The organism is Colwellia sp. 5_MG-2023 (genome assembly GCF_030547795.1).
In the GTDB taxonomy this organism is placed as follows: Bacteria; Pseudomonadota; Gammaproteobacteria; order Enterobacterales; family Alteromonadaceae; genus Colwellia.
Map to the genome: position 1 here is coordinate 38,095 of NZ_JAUOPW010000016.1, position 16,775 is coordinate 54,869.

The window sequence follows — 16,775 nt, forward strand, 5'->3', positions numbered from 1 at the left end:
AATATGAGTCTTTTTTAAGTTTATATAAAGCAAACATATTCCTGTTATTTTATCTTTATCATAGAGAGACCCAATGAAGTATTTATTAGTTCCAATAACCTTACTCGGTTTAATGTTCACCCTATCTAGCTGCAGTGCAGTAAAAACAGCTACACAAAATTCTGCCACGCAAACCATAGAAGAAACTAAGCCAATTCAAGTAAAAGTTGTTGTTGTTAACATGTTTGAAATTGGTGAAGATTCGGGCGATAAAGCCGGTGAATTTCAGCTATGGAAAAAAGGACAAGCGTTAAATACAAAATTAGAATTTCCACAAGGATTTCACGACTTATACTTAAATGAAGAAACAGGTGTTTTAGGTATGGTAACGGGCATGGGCACAGCGCGTGCAACTGCTGCTATTATGGCTTTGGGCTTAGACCCTCGCTTTGACCTTACTCAAGCCTATTGGTTAGTCGCTGGTATTGCAGGTGTTGATCCTCATGATGCTTCCATTGGCTCTGCAGTATGGGCAACATGGTTAGTTGATGGTGATTTAGCACATCAAATAGACGCTCGCGAAGCACCTAAAGACTGGGCTACCGGATACTTTCCTCTTTTTTCACATGGGCCATATAAAGATGAAACAGTGTCAGACACTAAACATCAGCCTGCTGGTGAAGTCTATAAAATAAATGGTGAGCTTGCTGAATGGGCCTATCAACTAACTAAAAACACTCCACTGACTGATTACCCGGCAATGCAAAAATTAAGAGCTAAGTATGTTAACTACCCTAAAGCTCAATTACCGCCCTTTGTATTAAAAGGTGATCACATGGCTGCTTCTACATTCTGGCATGGTAAATTACTTAATGAATGGGCTAATTCATGGACAAAATTTTGGAGTGACGATCAAGCGAACTTTGTTACTTCAGGTATGGAAGATACGGGTAGTTACCAAGCATTAACTTATTTAGATAGCGCCGGAAAGGCAGATAAAAACCGCTTTATGGTACTTCGCACGGCAAGTAATTACAGTATGCCACCAGACAGTTTAACTGCTGCTGAAAACTTAGCAATGGAAAGTGGTGAAGAGGGTTTTGCTGGCATGTTATCGTCTTTAGAGTCTGCTTATTCTGTCGGCAGTATAGTCGTTGACAATATAGTCGCTAATTGGTCTGTATATAAAGAGACTCCTCCTTATCAAACGAAATAGACTAACTAAGCTCAGGCTAATGAGTAAATTCTGTAATTAATAAACTCTATCGCCTGATGCAACAATAAAGACAGCAATGAATAAGTCTAACTATTGCTGTCTTTATATTATTCGTCAATGCAACTATTCAACGGTACAACAATATCAGTTGGACATAAATTAGCGTAAACCATGTCGCGCAATGTGCTTTGATATAAATTAAAAGTTTAAATAGTTCATCTTTATTTATTTTTAAGCATTATGCTACCGCCCCATTAAGGACTGCCCTATGAATAAACTACTTACCCAATTCATATTACTGTTTACAGCGCTATTCATTCAACTGAATGCTAACGCAACAACAATGAAAAGTACGATTACAGAAAGTGCAGTGTTAGCACCACAACCAATTTTAATTGAAGCACCAATGCCAATTGAAGCCGAGTATCTAGCTAAAAGACTGTCAAATGTTCGAATAGAATACTCAGGTTATTTTACTTTTTATATTGGCACATTAGATAACTACCCTGTTATCGTCGCAGAAACAGGCAAAGGGCTAGAAAATACTGCCGCAGCAACAGCTATTGCCATAGAGAGATACAGGCCTTTAGCCATCATTAACCAAGGAACATCAGGCGGACATGATCCTGCGCTAATGGTTGGAGATATAGTGTTAGGTAAAAGAACCGTAAATATTGGTAACTTTAAAACATCACATAAAAAAAACGGCCAAAGCTCAGATCCATTTTCGTGGATACCCATGGATATTATGGCATCAAAAGGTAGTGCTGGAGAGGACTCTGGTGCCCAAGATGCTGAGAAAATACGTTTTTATGCGGGTAGCCCAACACTATTAAATTCAGCTATCGCCGTCAAAGGCTTATATAAAAGAGGCAAGGTTGTCGAAGGTACAATCGGCTCAGCTAACTTTTGGAATAATGAAATTGATAGAATTCTCTGGTTCCATAAAAATTTCGGTACCAGCGCGGAAGAAATGGAAGGCGCTGCCGCTGCAATGATTGCCAGTGAATATAACATTCCAATGCTAAGTATTCGTGTGTTATCAAATAATCTAACTAATGGCGGAAAGTATGATCCTTCAACCGCGCAAGATTGTCAGCAATTCGTTCTAAATACAGTAAAGCATTATATAGCAACACTATAAAACGGAAATCCTATAAAAAAACATTCATTTTATAACAATTCAAGTAGGCATTATGGACATTTTATATAACGTTGAAGATAAACCGCCACTAGGGACATCCATATTACTCGCAGCACAGCATTTACTTGCTGCACTAAGTGCAATTATTACAGTCCCACTAGTTATTGGCGGAGTGTTAAAGCTTCCTGTAGCGGATATTGTTGTCCTAGTTAACGCAGCAATGCTAATTTCGGGCGTGGTAACTATTATTCAATGTAAAGGGCTTGGTCCTGTTGGTATTCGATTACCTTGTGTTATGGGCACGAGTTTTACCTTTGTTGGTGTCTCTATCGCGATTGGTTTTGAATATGGTGTGGAAGGCATTTTAGGCTCGGCTTTGGTTGCGTCACTTGTAATGATCATTGGCAGTTTTTTTATGCCAATAATTAGAAAATTTTTCCCGCCTATTGTTACTGGCACAGTGGTGACTTTAATAGGTCTATCATTAGTACCCGTAGCAATTGATTGGTTTGCTGGTGGTCAAGTAGGCCAAGATGACTATGCTTCGCTGTCTAATTTAGCCATAGGTTTGCTAGTTTTAGCAACCGTGGTTACATTATCTATCTTTGGTAAAGGTATTTTATCTGCCGCTGCTGTCGTTATTGGCATGCTTGTCGGTTACCTTGTTTGTTTAGCCTTAGGGGTAATCGACTTTAAGCCAGTACAAAGTTCGCCATTATTTGCCTTACCCAGTCCTTTCCATTTTGGTTTAAGCTTTCCAATTAGCGGTATTATTGGAATGTCTATCGCTTACCTAGTAACAATAGTGGAATCTACCGGAGATTTTCTTGCACTGTCTAACGTAACAAAAACTAAATTAACCGGAAAAAAACTATCAAGTGGTATTTTATGTGATGGATTAGGTTCAGCGCTAGCATCGGTATTTTCAACGACGCCTTTTTCTTCCTTTTCACAAAATGTTGGTATTGTTGGGATGACAGGCGTTGCCAGTAGATATGTGGTTGCTATTACAGGTGCAATGTTAGTTCTGGCAGGTTTATTCCCAGTTTTAGGGGCTATGATTGTCTCTATACCTCTACCTGTATTAGGTGGTGCAGGCTTAGTTATGTTTGCCATGATTATTACTGCAGGGGTGAATATTTTATCTACCACTCAACATACGAAACGAAATGGCATGATTATCGCTGTCAGCATTGCTACCGGTATGGCAGTCACTGTTCGTCCTGAATTATTAAGTCACTTACCTGAATTTCTCAAAGTTATTTTAGCTTCAGGGATAACGACTGGTTCAATTATTGCCTTATTGTTGAATGTAGTACTACCAAATGCCGATATTATTACGGATACTGAATAGTGAGCTAATACCAGTTTCATTAATTAAGTGAACAAATTTATACGTAGAAAAAATTGCCAAATACAAGGCGTTTATTTCAATAACTAGTTGTGCTAATTATTAAATAAATAACGATGTAGTTGGTGATTTTAGCAAGTAGAAATGATCACATAGTTAGTGAGATTGGTATAAAACGACTGTTCAATGGAAACTCAGTGATTAAATATCGCTGAGTTTATAAAGCAAGGACAGGAAGCATTAGAAGTTAAGCAGCTTAAAAAACAACATTAACTGATGCCACAACCTTTAAGAATAACATGCGTTAATGTAGCAACAATGGCTTCAAAATCATCGTCATCCATAACACGCTTATCAAGTGCAGCAACAACTTGCACATTAAAGTCAGCATAATGTTGTGTAGAACTCCAAATTAAGAATAGCAAATGATGCGGGTTAACATCATCAATCAAACCTTCTTTTATCCAAGTCTCAATAACGACAACTTTACTGTGCAACCATACTTTAAAATCATTATTCAGGTAATCATGTAGAACTGGTGCGCCGTGAATTAATTCACTAGCAAATATTCGAGAGGCATCGGGATCATTTTTAGAATGCATCACTTTAGATCTAATATATGCACTAAGCGCGGCTTTTGGCTCACTACTCGCATTTAACGTATCATAATCTCTGTTCCAAACTTCGATAATATTACTTAAAATTTGCTGATACAAATCGGTTTTATCTTTAAAGTAGTAATGAATATTAGCACGAGCAATCCCAGCCCGCTCTGCAATACGCTTGATCGATGCACCTTTAAAGCCATGAGTAACAAACTCTTTTTTAGCAGCTTTAAATATAAGAGCTTTATTCTTTTGTCGAATAGCCCCTTCTGTTTCTTTCACTTTTTTCACAAAAATCCCTATTTAAAAATCGCGAGTAAACAAATGTTAAAAAAACGAGTCCTAACACACAACTTTAGTAAATTTTATTTATAAACAATTGGTTATAAATAAGTTGTTATAAATAATCACTGGTTAAAAACAATATAATTTAAATAGCTTTAAATAACCTGTTCAAACCAATAATTATTAGATAATAAATATTGGTATTTTTCAACCAAGATCAACAACTTCAGTTATTATTTTACTTTTTCACTATTCAAAGCTTGCCTAGCTTAACTTCCTTTATTTTTGAGTTAACCAAATAGCTAAACGAGTCCGCTCATCTTTTGTCATGTTAGTTTTATTCATAAAAGGCATATCTTGAGCATCAATAACCCGAGCTTTTATACGTGGTGCCCATTGTTTAATTGAATTAATATCATTAAACACAATTCCTGCTTGTGCCGTTTTAAACATATCATCAGTGTTGTTATTTGAATGACAAGCGCTACAACGTTGTTCAATAATTTGCATTGCTTGTGTATCACTTACCGTTAATTGTTTTTGTGCTTCGTTTAACTCAACTGATTTAGGCGCGATTAGAAAAGCTAAAACAATCGTTGCGACCACAGAGCCAACCAACACTAAGGGCTTTTGCTTACCAAAATGACGTAATACGAAATATTGTCGCACTGAGGCAGTAATTAAAATAATCGCGATTAATACCAGCCAATTAGCACTATGGTTATAAGTCATCGGATAATGATTTGATATCATAATAAAAATGATAGGCAGTGTTGTATAAGTATTATGTGTTGAGCGAACTTTGGCATTTAATCCATAGCTAGGATCTGGTGCACGTCCTTCTTCAACCGCTTTAACTAAAGCTCGTTGCGACGGCATAATACCGAAAAATACATTACCTGCCATAATAGTGCCTATGATTGCCCCCATATGCATATAGGCACCACGTGCACTAAATATCTGCGTTAAACCATAAGATAAAGCCGTTGCGACGGCAATTAAAATCAAACCTAAAACAATGCCATGATTTCTTAACTTAGTACGTACTAAAAATTCGTAAATACCGACACCAACCACAATAGAGCCAAGACCTAATACAATCGCTTGTAATTGTGTTAAATCGGCAACCCGTCGGTCAATTAAGTATGATTCTGCACCAACATAAAACATCAGTGACAATAATAAAAAACCAGTAATCCACGTAGTATAGGCTTCCCATTTAAACCAGTGTAACGTAGTTGGTATTTTAGGTGGGGCAAGCTTATATTTAGCTACTTCATAGAAACCACCGCCATGAATGGCCCATAAATCACCGCCAATACCCTTATCCATTTTTTCTTGTGGGGGTGTTTCTAAATGATTGTCTAACCAAACAAAATAGAAAGAGGCACCTATCCAAGCGATACCAGTAATAAGATGAGCAAACCTGATAATTAGGTTTAACCATTCATTAATATACGGATCCATAAACTTCCTCATTTTTTATGTAAACACTTCTTATTAAAATAAGTGTTTTTATTGTGAACAGAGCGTTATATAACGCTTGCTTTGTATTTTTATCTCTTCATTTAAACTTGGTTTATAATCAACTTATGATAGCGCTAATTTATAGGAATATAATAAAGAGTAATGATAACTAAAACCGATAATTAAACTTTTTCCCCCATGATATAAGTTGCTTTTACGTGTCGTTCATCACCTAACATACTTAAAATAAAGAGTTTTTCAGATAAGTTTTTGCAATGGCTCATTCGTCTAGCCATTAAGGGAGTGGCATGACAATCAAGCACAACAAAATCAGCTTCAGCCCCCGGAGTAAAGTTACCAATAGTGCCTTCAAGATCTAAGGCAATCGCGCCACCTAATGTTGCTAAATAAAACGATTGAAATGGGCCAAGTTTATCGCCACGTAGTTGCTGTGTTTTATACCCTTCATTTATTGTACTTAGCATAGAAAAGGTTGTTCCTGCACCAATATCAGAGCCCAGTCCAACATTCACATTATGCGTTTGTGCTTGCTTAAGATTAAATAAACCACTGCCTAAAAATAGGTTCGAGCTAGGACAAAAAGCAATTGCTGAATCTGTTTCACTTAAACGCTGACATTCACTGTCATGTAAATGAACACCATGAGCAAAAACACTGCGACGGCCTAATAATTTACTTTGATCATAGACATCTAAATAACCATCACTGTCAGGAAAAAGATCTTTTACCCACGCAATTTCAGCTTTATTTTCACTTAAATGAGTGTGTAAATAAACACTCGGATTTTCAGCCAATAATTGCCCAGCTTTATTTAATTGCTCTGTTGAGCAAGTAGGAGCAAAGCGCGGAGTGATGGCATACTGTAAGCGGTCAGTATTATGCCATTTTTCGATTAATGCCTTACTGTCATCATAGCCACTTTGTGCGGTATCTGATAAATAATCAGGGCAATTTTGATCCATTAATACCTTACCACAAATCATGCGCAGCTTTTTCTGCTGAGCAATGGTAAAAAAGGCTTCAACCGACTCTTTATGCACAGTACCAAATACTAAAGCTGTTGTTGTTCCTGCATCAAGCAGCTGATCTAAAAAGAACTCCGCAACTTTCTTACCATGCTCAAGATCTGAAAATTGACGTTCAAATGGAAAAGTATAACTTTCTAGCCACTCAAGTAATTGTTCACCATAAGACGCAATCATTTCGGTTTGCGGATAATGCACATGCGTATCAATAAAGCCCGGTATGATTAACCCTTTTTGGTAATGAGTAATCTCAATATCAGCAGGCAAGGTCGAAAACAATTCAGCAAATTCACCTATTTTTGCCACCAAGCCATTTTCAATAACTAGTAATCCGTCTTCTATATATTGATAGCTCTCTTGTAGAGGGACTTTGGCAGGATCAGCCAAAAAGTGCAGTAATTCTCCACGAAATACTTTTAACATTTATTCTCACCTTGATTTATAACGTCTTACTTGTTTGTGTGTCACACTATGTATTTATGTATTGGCAATGACCAATGAACCATCGAGTTCAAGTACATCGCAGTTATCGCCTTCGCCGCCTCTATCAACCACTAAAAAGTCACTTTCTCCGCCTAATGCTAAACAAAAATGGTGCCAAGTTCCTTTATGGTAATTAACGCCTTGATAAGATTTAGCAAGAAAAACTTTCATGCTATTTACATCAAACTCTCCTGCTGGTGCAACAACCACTAAATAATCATTGCTTCCCATAGGAATAAATGCCTGACTCCCTTTTGGGTGGCGTTCCATCATTTTGATAGCAATTGGTTGCACCAAAGGAGTTGAACGAAAAATATTGATTAGTGGATGCCCGTTATTATCATTTACATCAATTTTTGCTAGATCATGATAACGCTGAGTAAAGCCATCATTAATAGCAAAGTTATTTGCCTCTGAATTAGCTTCAATTACATCACCAAACACTGTAAAAGCATCTTTTGTTAATGGTTGTGGCGTCAGTATTTTTATATTGTTAGTCATTTGTTTTAGCTACCACGGTATGTTGAATAACCAAACGCAGTTAATAGCAATGGAATATGATAATGCGTGTTGCTACCATCAAGCTCAAAAACGATATCAACAAAAGGGTAAAAACCTTGTTCATTGTTCATGTCAAAATAAGTTTTGGTTGCAAAGTGCATACGATAAACGCCCGCTGGAAGCACAACATCATTAGCTAATAAATCAGTTATGCGTCCATCGGTATTTGTTATTCCCTTAGCAAGCTCTTGCCAACCATCTGGTGTTTGCGCAAAAAGGCTAATAGGTAATTTTTGTGCTGGTAGTCCGCGGGTAGTATCTAAAACATGCGTTGTTATTTGGCTCATCATTTTTGACTCATAGTAGTTTATCAATTCTAAGGTGGAAAATTTTACGCTGCTCTTCCGCTGCATTTGCTAATTCAGTTGCTCTATTATTGGGTAAGCGCTCGAGTAACAAAGCTAGCATTTCTGCAGCACTTTTACCTGTAGCACAAACAATAAAAATAAAACCAAACTTATCTAAGTAATCAGCATTACCCTTGGCTAAATCAACGAGCACTTGCTCACTTGCTTGATTTACTGAACTTTGTTCACCACTGGCTAATTCTTTTGTATTCGCGTATTTCGCTCGCAAAGTTGCCACATTGCCGATTTGAGGATGACCTTCAAAGGCTTCTAAATAATCTTTTTCTTCTAACCTTTGCCATACTAAATCTGCTTGCGTCGCAATTGCTCTACTGTCGCTAAAAGGCCTTGCCTTCACCATAGCTTCAACCCAAGCAGAAGCTGTGCAACATTGCATAAAAGCATGCGTTGCTTGCTCAACAGACAAGGTATTTAATTCTTCTATATTCATATTTTACCCTATCGCTAAGTTAGATTTTCCCAAACACTCTCATACGAGAAATACCACCGTCAGGAAATATATTTAAACGTACATGGGTAAACTTTTCAGTGTTTGCCGGTATAATTTCATTTAAAAACAGATGTTCGCGATGTGCGTACAATTTAGTTTTAGCAATAATAGGTTGCCATTTGTCTGCTTGCTTACCATCAGTAAAATCATCACTGTCAGTTACCATGCCTTCTAAAGTAAAGGTATCCGGAAAGTTACCTTTAAAGTGACAGGTATCTACAATGACTTTTTCAATACTGCCCTTAGCCGCAAGTTTTACAATTGACCAATCTGGCCCCGGATCACGGCGTCGTTTAGTTTCCCAACCATCGCCCATATCTTTACCACGACCAGGCATAATAAGATTATTTTTATCACTAAAGAACATGTCACTAACAAGCAGCGCTTTGCCACCATTTTTAATGTAGGCTAAATCAATTAACTCTCCATCAACAAAATTTTTCCAGTTAACGTCGGCTTCCCCATAAACACGAAAACGTGCAATACCACCATCAGGAAACATATTTAAACGCACATGCGTCCAAGCGGTATTATTATTAATTTCAAAAATATTCTGACTGTGAGCATTTACCGCTACTTCAGTTAAAATAGTCTGCCAAACCGTATCTTCATTAGGTTGAACATCACTTACACAAGCTTCTACTGACACTGTTTGAGGCGCGTTACCACGAAAATAATTAGTGTCGATATCAAAACCACGTATTACTCCTTTGATACCAAGACGAATAATGCACCAGTCGAATTCTCTGCCATTGTCACGGCCATAGCTGCGTCGAGATTCCCAACCGTCCATCCACTTGCCACGATCAGTAAACTTACCATCGATAAAAATACCTCGACCCGGTTTAAGCAAGTTTTCCATGCCGGCAAAAAAGTCATCGCTACACGATAATGTTTCACCGCCAACCCGTTCGCTGGCTAAGTCAACACAGTTAGTTTTCAACTGAGTAACTAATGCTAATGAAGCACCTATTAATTTGTTCTGCTCTTGTGTATTTATATCTAGCATCATTGCTTGTTGTTCCTACTTAAAATTTTTAATCGTTAACACGTATCGTCAAGGTTAATTGCTGACGTTAGTATAGTTAGCTACCAGCTTAAAGTTTCCCTTTAAGTAACGGACGGCCTTTGGGTGTGTTGATAAATTGATCTTGTTGATAAACATGGTGACCACGTACAAAGGTATGCTGTACCTGACCTGTCACTTTTCTACCCGCGTATGGTGTTATATTATGACGATGCTTAATCATTTCGTTAGTAATAGTGAATTCAACATTGGGATCAAATACTAAAAAATCGGCATGATTACCTACTTTTATTGCCCCTTTCACTGAGTCTAAACCAGCAAATTTTGCCGTTTCGGTCGACATCAAGCGAGTAATATCAATTAAACTAAAACCACGTTCTTTGGCTTCAGTCCAAATTAATGAAATACCGAATTGTAGCGCTGAAATACCACCCCATGCTTTTTCAATATCACCGGTATCAATATGCTTTAATTCAGGTGTGCAAGGTGAGTGATCAGAAACAATAAAACTTAAACGACCATCACTAATTGCTTGCCATAAATGTTCACGGTTTTGGTTTTCACGAATAGGAGGACAACATTTAAATAAGGTTTTACCATCAGGAATATTTTCAGACGCAATGGTTAAATAATGTGGGCAGGTTTCTGCTGTAAAACGTAAGCCCTCACTTTTAGCTTGCGCGATAGTATCTAACGCTTCATCCGAAGATAAATGCACAATATGTACCTTACAATTATCTCCTTTCTGCTTAGATTCACGCGCCATATCTACCATTAGTGATATCGCATCGTTTTCCCATTTTTTAGGGCGCGACTCAAGAAAACTATTATATTTCTTGGTTATTTCAACGTCATTAAAACCACCACAGTCTAGCTCTGCATGAATTAAGTAAGGTACATCATGTTTTGCTAAAATAGGCATTGCAGCACGAATATCTGTTGCTGATACATTAGGGAATTCTTCAATACCCGAGTCAATCAAAAACGATTTAACACCCAATACACCAGCATTAAGCAATTCGTCTAAATCAGCAATGTTTTGTGGAATCACACCGCCCCAAAAACCACAATCAACCCATAATTTATCTTCAACAGCGTCGAGTTTTTCTTGAAAGGCAGCCTTAGTAGTAGTAACAGGTATACAGTTTAATGGCATATCAACCAGCGCGGTAATTCCGCCGGCGGCAGCCGCTTGTGTTGCCGTATTAAAGCCTTCCCATTCTGTACGGCCGGGTTCATTAATATGTACATGAGAGTCAACTAACCCCGGCATAATAACGTATTCAGCATAATCTAAAACTTCACACGGTAACGTTTGTCCATACGGATGGATAGCATAAATATGCTCATTTTTAATTTCTACACAAGCAGGAATCATTGAAGATTCACCATTGTTAGTGCTTACTATTACGTTTTTACTTTGTAGGGCAAAATGAGACACTTTGCTACTCCTGTTTAAACTGATCATATTACTAATAAAAAATTACTGCTTGTTATGTAAATCTAAGTAACTATTGCGCAGTAAGTAACTGCTTAATTTCTTGCCAATGAACACCTTGCTGTGTTGATGGCGACTTACTACTTTTTGATGTATTTTCATTTAATTGATGCGCTTTTTGAGCTTGATAAGTATTGATAATTTCGCCTGCGATAGAAACAGCAACTTCTATTGGTAACTTTCCACTGACTGCTTTCAATCCTATTGGGCAATTCATTCGCGCCACTTGTATTGGATCAATGTCACGGTGTTTATAACGTTGCTGAAAACGACGCCACTTAGTATCAGAAGCAATTAACCCTAAATAGGTAAAATCCGCTCGCTTTAAAATAGCTTGCGATATGTCAAAGTCCATTTGATGATTATGAGTCATCACAATGTAATAACTATTTTCTGGCATATTGGCCACTTCACGTTCAGGCTCTTCACTTACCACTTGTCTTACATTCTGAAAAGTATCAATATTATTTGGAAACTGTTCATTGCGGCTATCAACCCAGGTGATATGACACGGTAATTGCGTCAGTATTGGCATTAACGCTTTTCCAACGTGACCAGCACCAAACAGCATGATATTAACGCCGACAGCGGCAAAGCATTCGAACAATACACTGGCATTACCACCACAGCATTGTCCTAAATTACTACCTAATTGAAAGTGCTCTAAATGTTGACCACTTTTACCCACAGCTAGCATTTTTTGTGCATACTTAATTGTTTTATGCTCAAGATGCCCACCACCAATAGTGTCGTAAATGTCATCTTTGCTAATCACCATTTTAGTGCCACTATTTCTCGGTGTTGAGCCTGATACGCCGACAAGGGTTACTAAAACATAAGCTTGGCCTTGTTTACTCAATTGATATACTGCATTGTTCCAGTTATTACTGGTGGAAATAGTCATACTACGTCTCTCGTCCTTCGCTAATCATCACGTTTATCAACACGTTAAGCTATTGCTGACGACTGTGATTTTACTGCTTCAACAGCCCAAAGTACGCGTTCTGGGGTTGCTGGCGTATCAAGTTCAGGACTAATTTTATAATCAGCAATACTTGAAATAGCATCTTTCAATGCACACCAAACCGACATGCCCAACATAAACGGCGGCTCCCCTACGGCTTTAGAGTTATAAATAGTATGCTCGCGATTAGGCGCGTCAGGCATCAAGGTCACACGGAAATCTTGCGGTGTGTCATTAATCGCAGGTATTTTGTAAGTAGCCGGATTATTTGACAGCAAACGACCTTGTTCATTCCACATCAACTCTTCAGTGGTTAACCACCCCATACCTTGAATAAACGCTCCTTCTATTTGTCCAATATCAATAGCAGGGTTAATTGAATGCCCTACATCTTGCAATATATCGGTACGTAACGTTTTATATTCACCTGTTAACGTATCGATTATCACTTCAGATACTGCCGCACCGGTTGCATAATAAAAGAACGGACGACCTTTAGCTGTGGCGCGATCAAAATGAATTTTAGGCGTTTTATAGAATCCAGTAGAAGATAAAGATACTCGGCCCATATAAGCAATCTGACAAAACTCTGCAAAACTAAACGTTTGCTCACCTACCACAATATTATTGTTTTCAAATATAACTTGCGATGCTGAAACTTGATATTTTTCACAAGCAAAATCAATTAAACGTTGTTTAATAATTTTAGCTGCAGCTTCTGCGGCTTTACCATTTAAGTCAGTTCCCGAAGATGCTGCCGTTGGAGAGGTGTTGGGTACTTTGTCAGTACGGGCAGAAGAAACAGCCACAGTATCCACATTTACTTTAAACTCTTCGGCAACAATTTGTGCCACTTTGGTATTGAGACCCTGCCCCATTTCACTACCGCCATGATTTAAGTGGATAGTACCATCAGTGTAAATATGTACGAGTGCGCCAGCCTGATTTAAATGCTGCACTGTAAATGAGATACCAAACTTTACCGGTGTTAAGGCGATGCCTTTTTTCAAAATAGGACTATTAGCATTAAACGCTGTAATGGCTTGACGACGTAATTGATAGTCAGAGCTTGCTTCAAGTGTCTCAATTATTTCAGATAAATTATTATGCTCTACCTTTTGATGATAATGAGTCATGTTACGTTCAATATCACCGTACAAATTTACTTTTCGAATCTCTAACGGGTCTTTACCTAGATGACGAGCAATATCATCCATAACCATTTCAATGGTCATCATGCCCTGAGGCCCACCAAAACCACGGTAAGCGGTATGAGAAACCGTGTTTAATTTACATCGATTACCTGTAACGGTTGCTTGATCTAAAAAGTAAGCGTTGTCTGAATGAAACATTGCTCTATCAACAATTGCATCAGATAAATCAGGTGAATAGCCACAATTACCATTCACTTCAATATTAATTCCCTTAATTTGGCCATTGTTGTCAAAGCCAACCCGGTAGTTATTTTCAAAGGGGTGACGCTTGCCCGTCATGATCATGTCATCCATACGACCTAACTTGAATTTAACAGGTCGTTTGGTTTCATTGGCAAGTAAGGCGGCAATACATGCCCAAGGTGCAGCTTGCGTTTCTTTACCACCAAAACCACCACCCATGCGGCGCATATCCACTAAAACTTTATTTAATGGAATAGCTAACACTTCAGCGACTAATTTTTGTACTTCGCTAGGATGCTGTGATGAAGTAAATATTTCCATGCCACCATCTTCTGTTGGTACCGCAGTAGACACTTGACCTTCAAGGTACATATGCTCCTGTCCACCAACAACGATCTCGCCTGATAATTGATGTTCCGCGTCAGCAATAGCAACGTCAGAGTCGCCCCGCTTCATCGTAAATGGCGGGCGAACAAAGTTCTGTTTTGCTAAAGCATCTTTTACAGTTAATACGGCTTCAAGCGCTTGGTATTCAATTTTTGCTAACTTGACCGCTTTACGTGCTAAGTCATAACTAGTGGCCGCCACCGCAAAAATAGGTTGGCCAACAAACTCTACTTTACCAATAGCTAAAACAGGATCACCAGGAAATACCGGACCAATATCTGTATGACCAGGAACGTCGTCAACAGTGATTACCGCAACCACACCTTCGGCTTTTTTTACGGCAGATAAGTCTATCGAAAGAATATTCGCATGAGCGTGAGTAGATTGACCAACCGCGGCATGTAATTCACCGCGTAATGAAGGTCGATCATCGACATAAATAGCTTCACCAGCAACATGCTTCTCTGCGCTTTCATGCTTTTTAGACCGACCGACACCACCTAAACCAACATTTTCTTGTCCATTAACAAGGTTTGCATCAGTATTTTTATGTACTTTGTTTGTATTCGCTTTTGCTACATCAATAAGACTACGCATAATTCACCACCCGTGTTTCTATCACATGACTTTGCAGCTCTAGGTAGCACTTTTCAATCAGGTTTTGCGCAACTTTCATGCGATACTTATCTGATGCGCGTACATCAGACATTGGATTAAAATCAGTTAATAATGCGGCTTTTGCTTGTTCAACAGATTCCTTAGTAAAGCTGCTACCTAATAGTGCTTTTTCAGCCAAAGATGCTCGTTTAGGTGTGGCAGCCATGCCACCAAAAGCTAAGCGAACAGTAGTGATTTTTTGCGCTGACTCTTCAATAAAAAAGGCTGCTAGTACCGCTGAAATATCATCATCAATACGTTTAGATATTTTATAAAGCTTCAAAGTTTGACCTACTGCAGGCTTAGGAATTTGTATTGATTTGATAAATTCCGATGGTTTAAGCACTGTTTTTTTGTAATCAACAAAATAATCTTCCACCAGTATTGTGCGTTCAACACCATTAAGATGTAATGTCATGGTGGCACCAAGAGCAATTAATGCTGGTGGCATGTCACCAATAGGTGATGCATTACCAATATTGCCACCTAATGTACCTGTGTTACGTATTTGCTTAGAGCCAATACGCTCAATCATGTCACCTAAATCAGGATAATAATGGTGTAATGTATCGATGAATTTACTGTATGGCAGTGCTGAGCCAATCACTATTTCAGACTCTGTTTCTTCTATGTTCATCAATTCATCAACATTACCGACATAAACCAGCTTATTAATGGTTGCTAAATTTTGAGTCACTGAAAGGGCTAAATCTGTACCACCAGCCACTAATGTTGATTCGGGCTCTACAGTTAACTCATATGCCAATTCATCGATAGTTAAAGGAGAAATATACTGATGACCATTACCCGCTAAGCTAGGTGCTGGTAACTTTTGTAGCTCAGTAAGCGTTGCAACAGTTTCTTGGTAATGTTTAGCGAAAGAGTCTTCATCACTACCAACACTTGAGGTAATAGCAGCTTCAATAATTGAACGATAGCCAGTGCAACGGCATAAATTACCCGCTAACGCCTCTAGTACTTCCCCACGACTTGGTGTTTGATTATGCTTATGTAAAGCAAAAGAAGACATAACAAAGCCGGGTGTACAAAAGCCACATTGAGAGCCATGATTATCAACCAGTGCTTGCTGAGCATGATGTAAGTTATTGTTCTCTTTTAAATCTTCTACCGTAATCAATTGTTTTCCATGTAAATTACCGACAAAAGTAATACATGAATTAATTGATTTATAATGAAGTTGCCCCGTGTTGTCACTATCTAACTCAGCAACAACGACAGTACAAGCACCACAGTCTCCAGAAGCACAACCTTCTTTACTACCAGTACTAAACTGTATTTCACGTAGATACTGTAAAACAGTTATATTAGGGTCTATATTCTCTATACTGACAACGTTATTTTTAAATAAAAAACGAACGGTATTATTTATCATAATCTTTTCCGTAATTCCTTGTTACTTTTCGAGACAAGCGGTAATGGTCTAAATATACCAGAGTAAAAAACTGACACAAGTGTCAATTTTTCACTTATACCCTATCAATTAGTTAAACACTATTATTATTGTTATTCTCATTAAAGTTAACACAATGAAAAATATACAAATAGTAGTAAACACCACATTTGTAGCACCTATATTTATTGTTATTTATAAAATAAGATTATGTTAATTTAGTGACACTATAATAAAAATATAGTCGGTATTAAGGTGGTTTTAAAGCTTAGGGTGAACAAAAAAATCGTCATTCCGTAAGTCGCTTAATACGGGATCCCATGAGGTTAGCACAGCGTAATTAAGATCCTGAATCAAGTTCAGAATGACGACTTAGAGTTCAGGGTGACAAATCAGTCATCATTCCGTAGATCACTTAATACGGAACCCTAATAGTATG

At 38.0% G+C, this 16,775-nt stretch carries 14 protein-coding genes; 3 read left to right on the plus strand and 11 right to left on the minus strand.

The window, feature by feature from the left end:
* Nucleotides 1–73 precede the first annotated feature (73 nt).
* The 3 genes from Q4496_RS11590 (at nt 74) to Q4496_RS11600 (ending at nt 3,693) form a co-directional block, all read left to right on the plus strand.
* On the plus strand, nt 74–1,195 hold the full coding sequence (locus Q4496_RS11590) for a purine nucleoside permease (RefSeq protein WP_303610481.1): 1,122 nt from the start codon (nt 74–76) through the stop codon (nt 1,193–1,195).
* Nucleotides 1,196–1,463: 268 nt separating this feature from the next.
* Nucleotides 1,464–2,339, plus strand: coding sequence for a 5'-methylthioadenosine/S-adenosylhomocysteine nucleosidase (locus tag Q4496_RS11595; protein ID WP_303610482.1), 876 nt, complete (start codon nt 1,464–1,466; stop codon nt 2,337–2,339).
* 52 nt (nt 2,340–2,391) lie between these two features.
* A complete protein-coding gene (locus tag Q4496_RS11600; protein ID WP_303610483.1) occupies nt 2,392–3,693 on the plus strand; it encodes a nucleobase:cation symporter-2 family protein in 1,302 nt (433 codons plus the stop codon).
* A gap of 266 nt (nt 3,694–3,959) precedes the next feature.
* Here the strand turns inward: Q4496_RS11600 and Q4496_RS11605 are convergent, their stop codons facing one another.
* From Q4496_RS11605 to xdhA, 11 genes are all read right to left on the minus strand, one after another.
* Complete coding sequence (locus tag Q4496_RS11605) at nt 3,960–4,586, minus strand: TetR/AcrR family transcriptional regulator (protein WP_303602638.1); 627 nt, start codon at nt 4,584–4,586, stop codon at nt 3,960–3,962.
* Nucleotides 4,587–4,859: 273 nt separating this feature from the next.
* Nucleotides 4,860–6,047 (minus strand): urate hydroxylase PuuD, encoded by a 1,188-nt coding sequence (locus tag Q4496_RS11610; RefSeq protein ID WP_215971999.1) that lies wholly within the window; start codon nt 6,045–6,047, stop codon nt 4,860–4,862.
* 182 nt (nt 6,048–6,229) lie between these two features.
* Nucleotides 6,230–7,516 carry a guanine deaminase gene (guaD, locus tag Q4496_RS11615; protein WP_303610484.1) on the minus strand — a complete coding sequence of 429 codons (1,287 nt, stop codon included), beginning with the start codon at nt 7,514–7,516 and terminating at the stop codon, nt 6,230–6,232.
* Nucleotides 7,517–7,570: 54 nt separating this feature from the next.
* Entirely contained in the window at nt 7,571–8,077 is a 507-nt protein-coding gene (locus tag Q4496_RS11620; RefSeq protein WP_303610485.1) for an ureidoglycolate lyase, read from the minus strand.
* A gap of 5 nt (nt 8,078–8,082) precedes the next feature.
* Nucleotides 8,083–8,427: a hydroxyisourate hydrolase gene (gene uraH / locus Q4496_RS11625; RefSeq protein WP_303610486.1), complete on the minus strand. Its 345-nt coding sequence runs from the start codon at nt 8,425–8,427 to the stop codon at nt 8,083–8,085.
* A gap of 7 nt (nt 8,428–8,434) precedes the next feature.
* Nucleotides 8,435–8,935 (minus strand): 2-oxo-4-hydroxy-4-carboxy-5-ureidoimidazoline decarboxylase, encoded by a 501-nt coding sequence (gene uraD, locus Q4496_RS11630; protein ID WP_215971996.1) that lies wholly within the window; start codon nt 8,933–8,935, stop codon nt 8,435–8,437.
* 19 nt (nt 8,936–8,954) lie between these two features.
* A complete protein-coding gene (gene alc / locus Q4496_RS11635) occupies nt 8,955–10,007 on the minus strand; it encodes an allantoicase (protein ID WP_303610487.1) in 1,053 nt (350 codons plus the stop codon).
* An 85-nt stretch (nt 10,008–10,092) separates the two neighbouring features.
* Nucleotides 10,093–11,463 carry an allantoinase AllB gene (gene allB / locus Q4496_RS11640; RefSeq protein WP_215971995.1) on the minus strand — a complete coding sequence of 457 codons (1,371 nt, stop codon included), beginning with the start codon at nt 11,461–11,463 and terminating at the stop codon, nt 10,093–10,095.
* Between the two features lie 70 nt (nt 11,464–11,533).
* Nucleotides 11,534–12,424, minus strand: a complete 891-nt coding sequence (xdhC, locus tag Q4496_RS11645) for a xanthine dehydrogenase accessory protein XdhC (RefSeq protein WP_215971994.1) — start codon at nt 12,422–12,424, stop codon at nt 11,534–11,536.
* Between the two features lie 44 nt (nt 12,425–12,468).
* A complete protein-coding gene (gene xdhB / locus Q4496_RS11650; RefSeq protein ID WP_303610488.1) occupies nt 12,469–14,865 on the minus strand; it encodes a xanthine dehydrogenase molybdopterin binding subunit in 2,397 nt (798 codons plus the stop codon).
* Entirely contained in the window at nt 14,858–16,318 is a 1,461-nt protein-coding gene (gene xdhA / locus Q4496_RS11655) for a xanthine dehydrogenase small subunit (RefSeq protein WP_215971992.1), read from the minus strand. Before xdhA ends, xdhB begins: the two co-directional genes overlap by 8 nt.
* Nucleotides 16,319–16,775: the final 457 nt, after the last annotated feature.

Excerpts from the sequence above, each read along its gene's own strand:
- uraD (WP_215971996.1), bottom strand. The coding sequence starts at position 8,935 with ATGAATATAGAAGAATTAAATACCTTGTCTGTTGAGCAAGCAACGCAT.
- Q4496_RS11610 (WP_215971999.1), bottom strand. The coding sequence starts at position 6,047 with ATGGATCCGTATATTAATGAATGGTTAAACCTAATTATCAGGTTTGCT.
- alc (WP_303610487.1), bottom strand. The coding sequence starts at position 10,007 with ATGATGCTAGATATAAATACACAAGAGCAGAACAAATTAATAGGTGCT.
- xdhC (WP_215971994.1), bottom strand. The coding sequence starts at position 12,424 with ATGACTATTTCCACCAGTAATAACTGGAACAATGCAGTATATCAATTG.
- Q4496_RS11620 (WP_303610485.1), bottom strand. The coding sequence starts at position 8,077 with ATGACTAACAATATAAAAATACTGACGCCACAACCATTAACAAAAGAT.
- xdhA (WP_215971992.1), bottom strand. The coding sequence starts at position 16,318 with ATGATAAATAATACCGTTCGTTTTTTATTTAAAAATAACGTTGTCAGT.
- Q4496_RS11600 (WP_303610483.1), top strand. The coding sequence starts at position 2,392 with ATGGACATTTTATATAACGTTGAAGATAAACCGCCACTAGGGACATCC.
- Q4496_RS11595 (WP_303610482.1), top strand. The coding sequence starts at position 1,464 with ATGAATAAACTACTTACCCAATTCATATTACTGTTTACAGCGCTATTC.
- Q4496_RS11590 (WP_303610481.1), top strand. The coding sequence starts at position 74 with ATGAAGTATTTATTAGTTCCAATAACCTTACTCGGTTTAATGTTCACC.
- uraH (WP_303610486.1), bottom strand. The coding sequence starts at position 8,427 with ATGATGAGCCAAATAACAACGCATGTTTTAGATACTACCCGCGGACTA.
- guaD (WP_303610484.1), bottom strand. The coding sequence starts at position 7,516 with ATGTTAAAAGTATTTCGTGGAGAATTACTGCACTTTTTGGCTGATCCT.
- xdhB (WP_303610488.1), bottom strand. The coding sequence starts at position 14,865 with ATGCGTAGTCTTATTGATGTAGCAAAAGCGAATACAAACAAAGTACAT.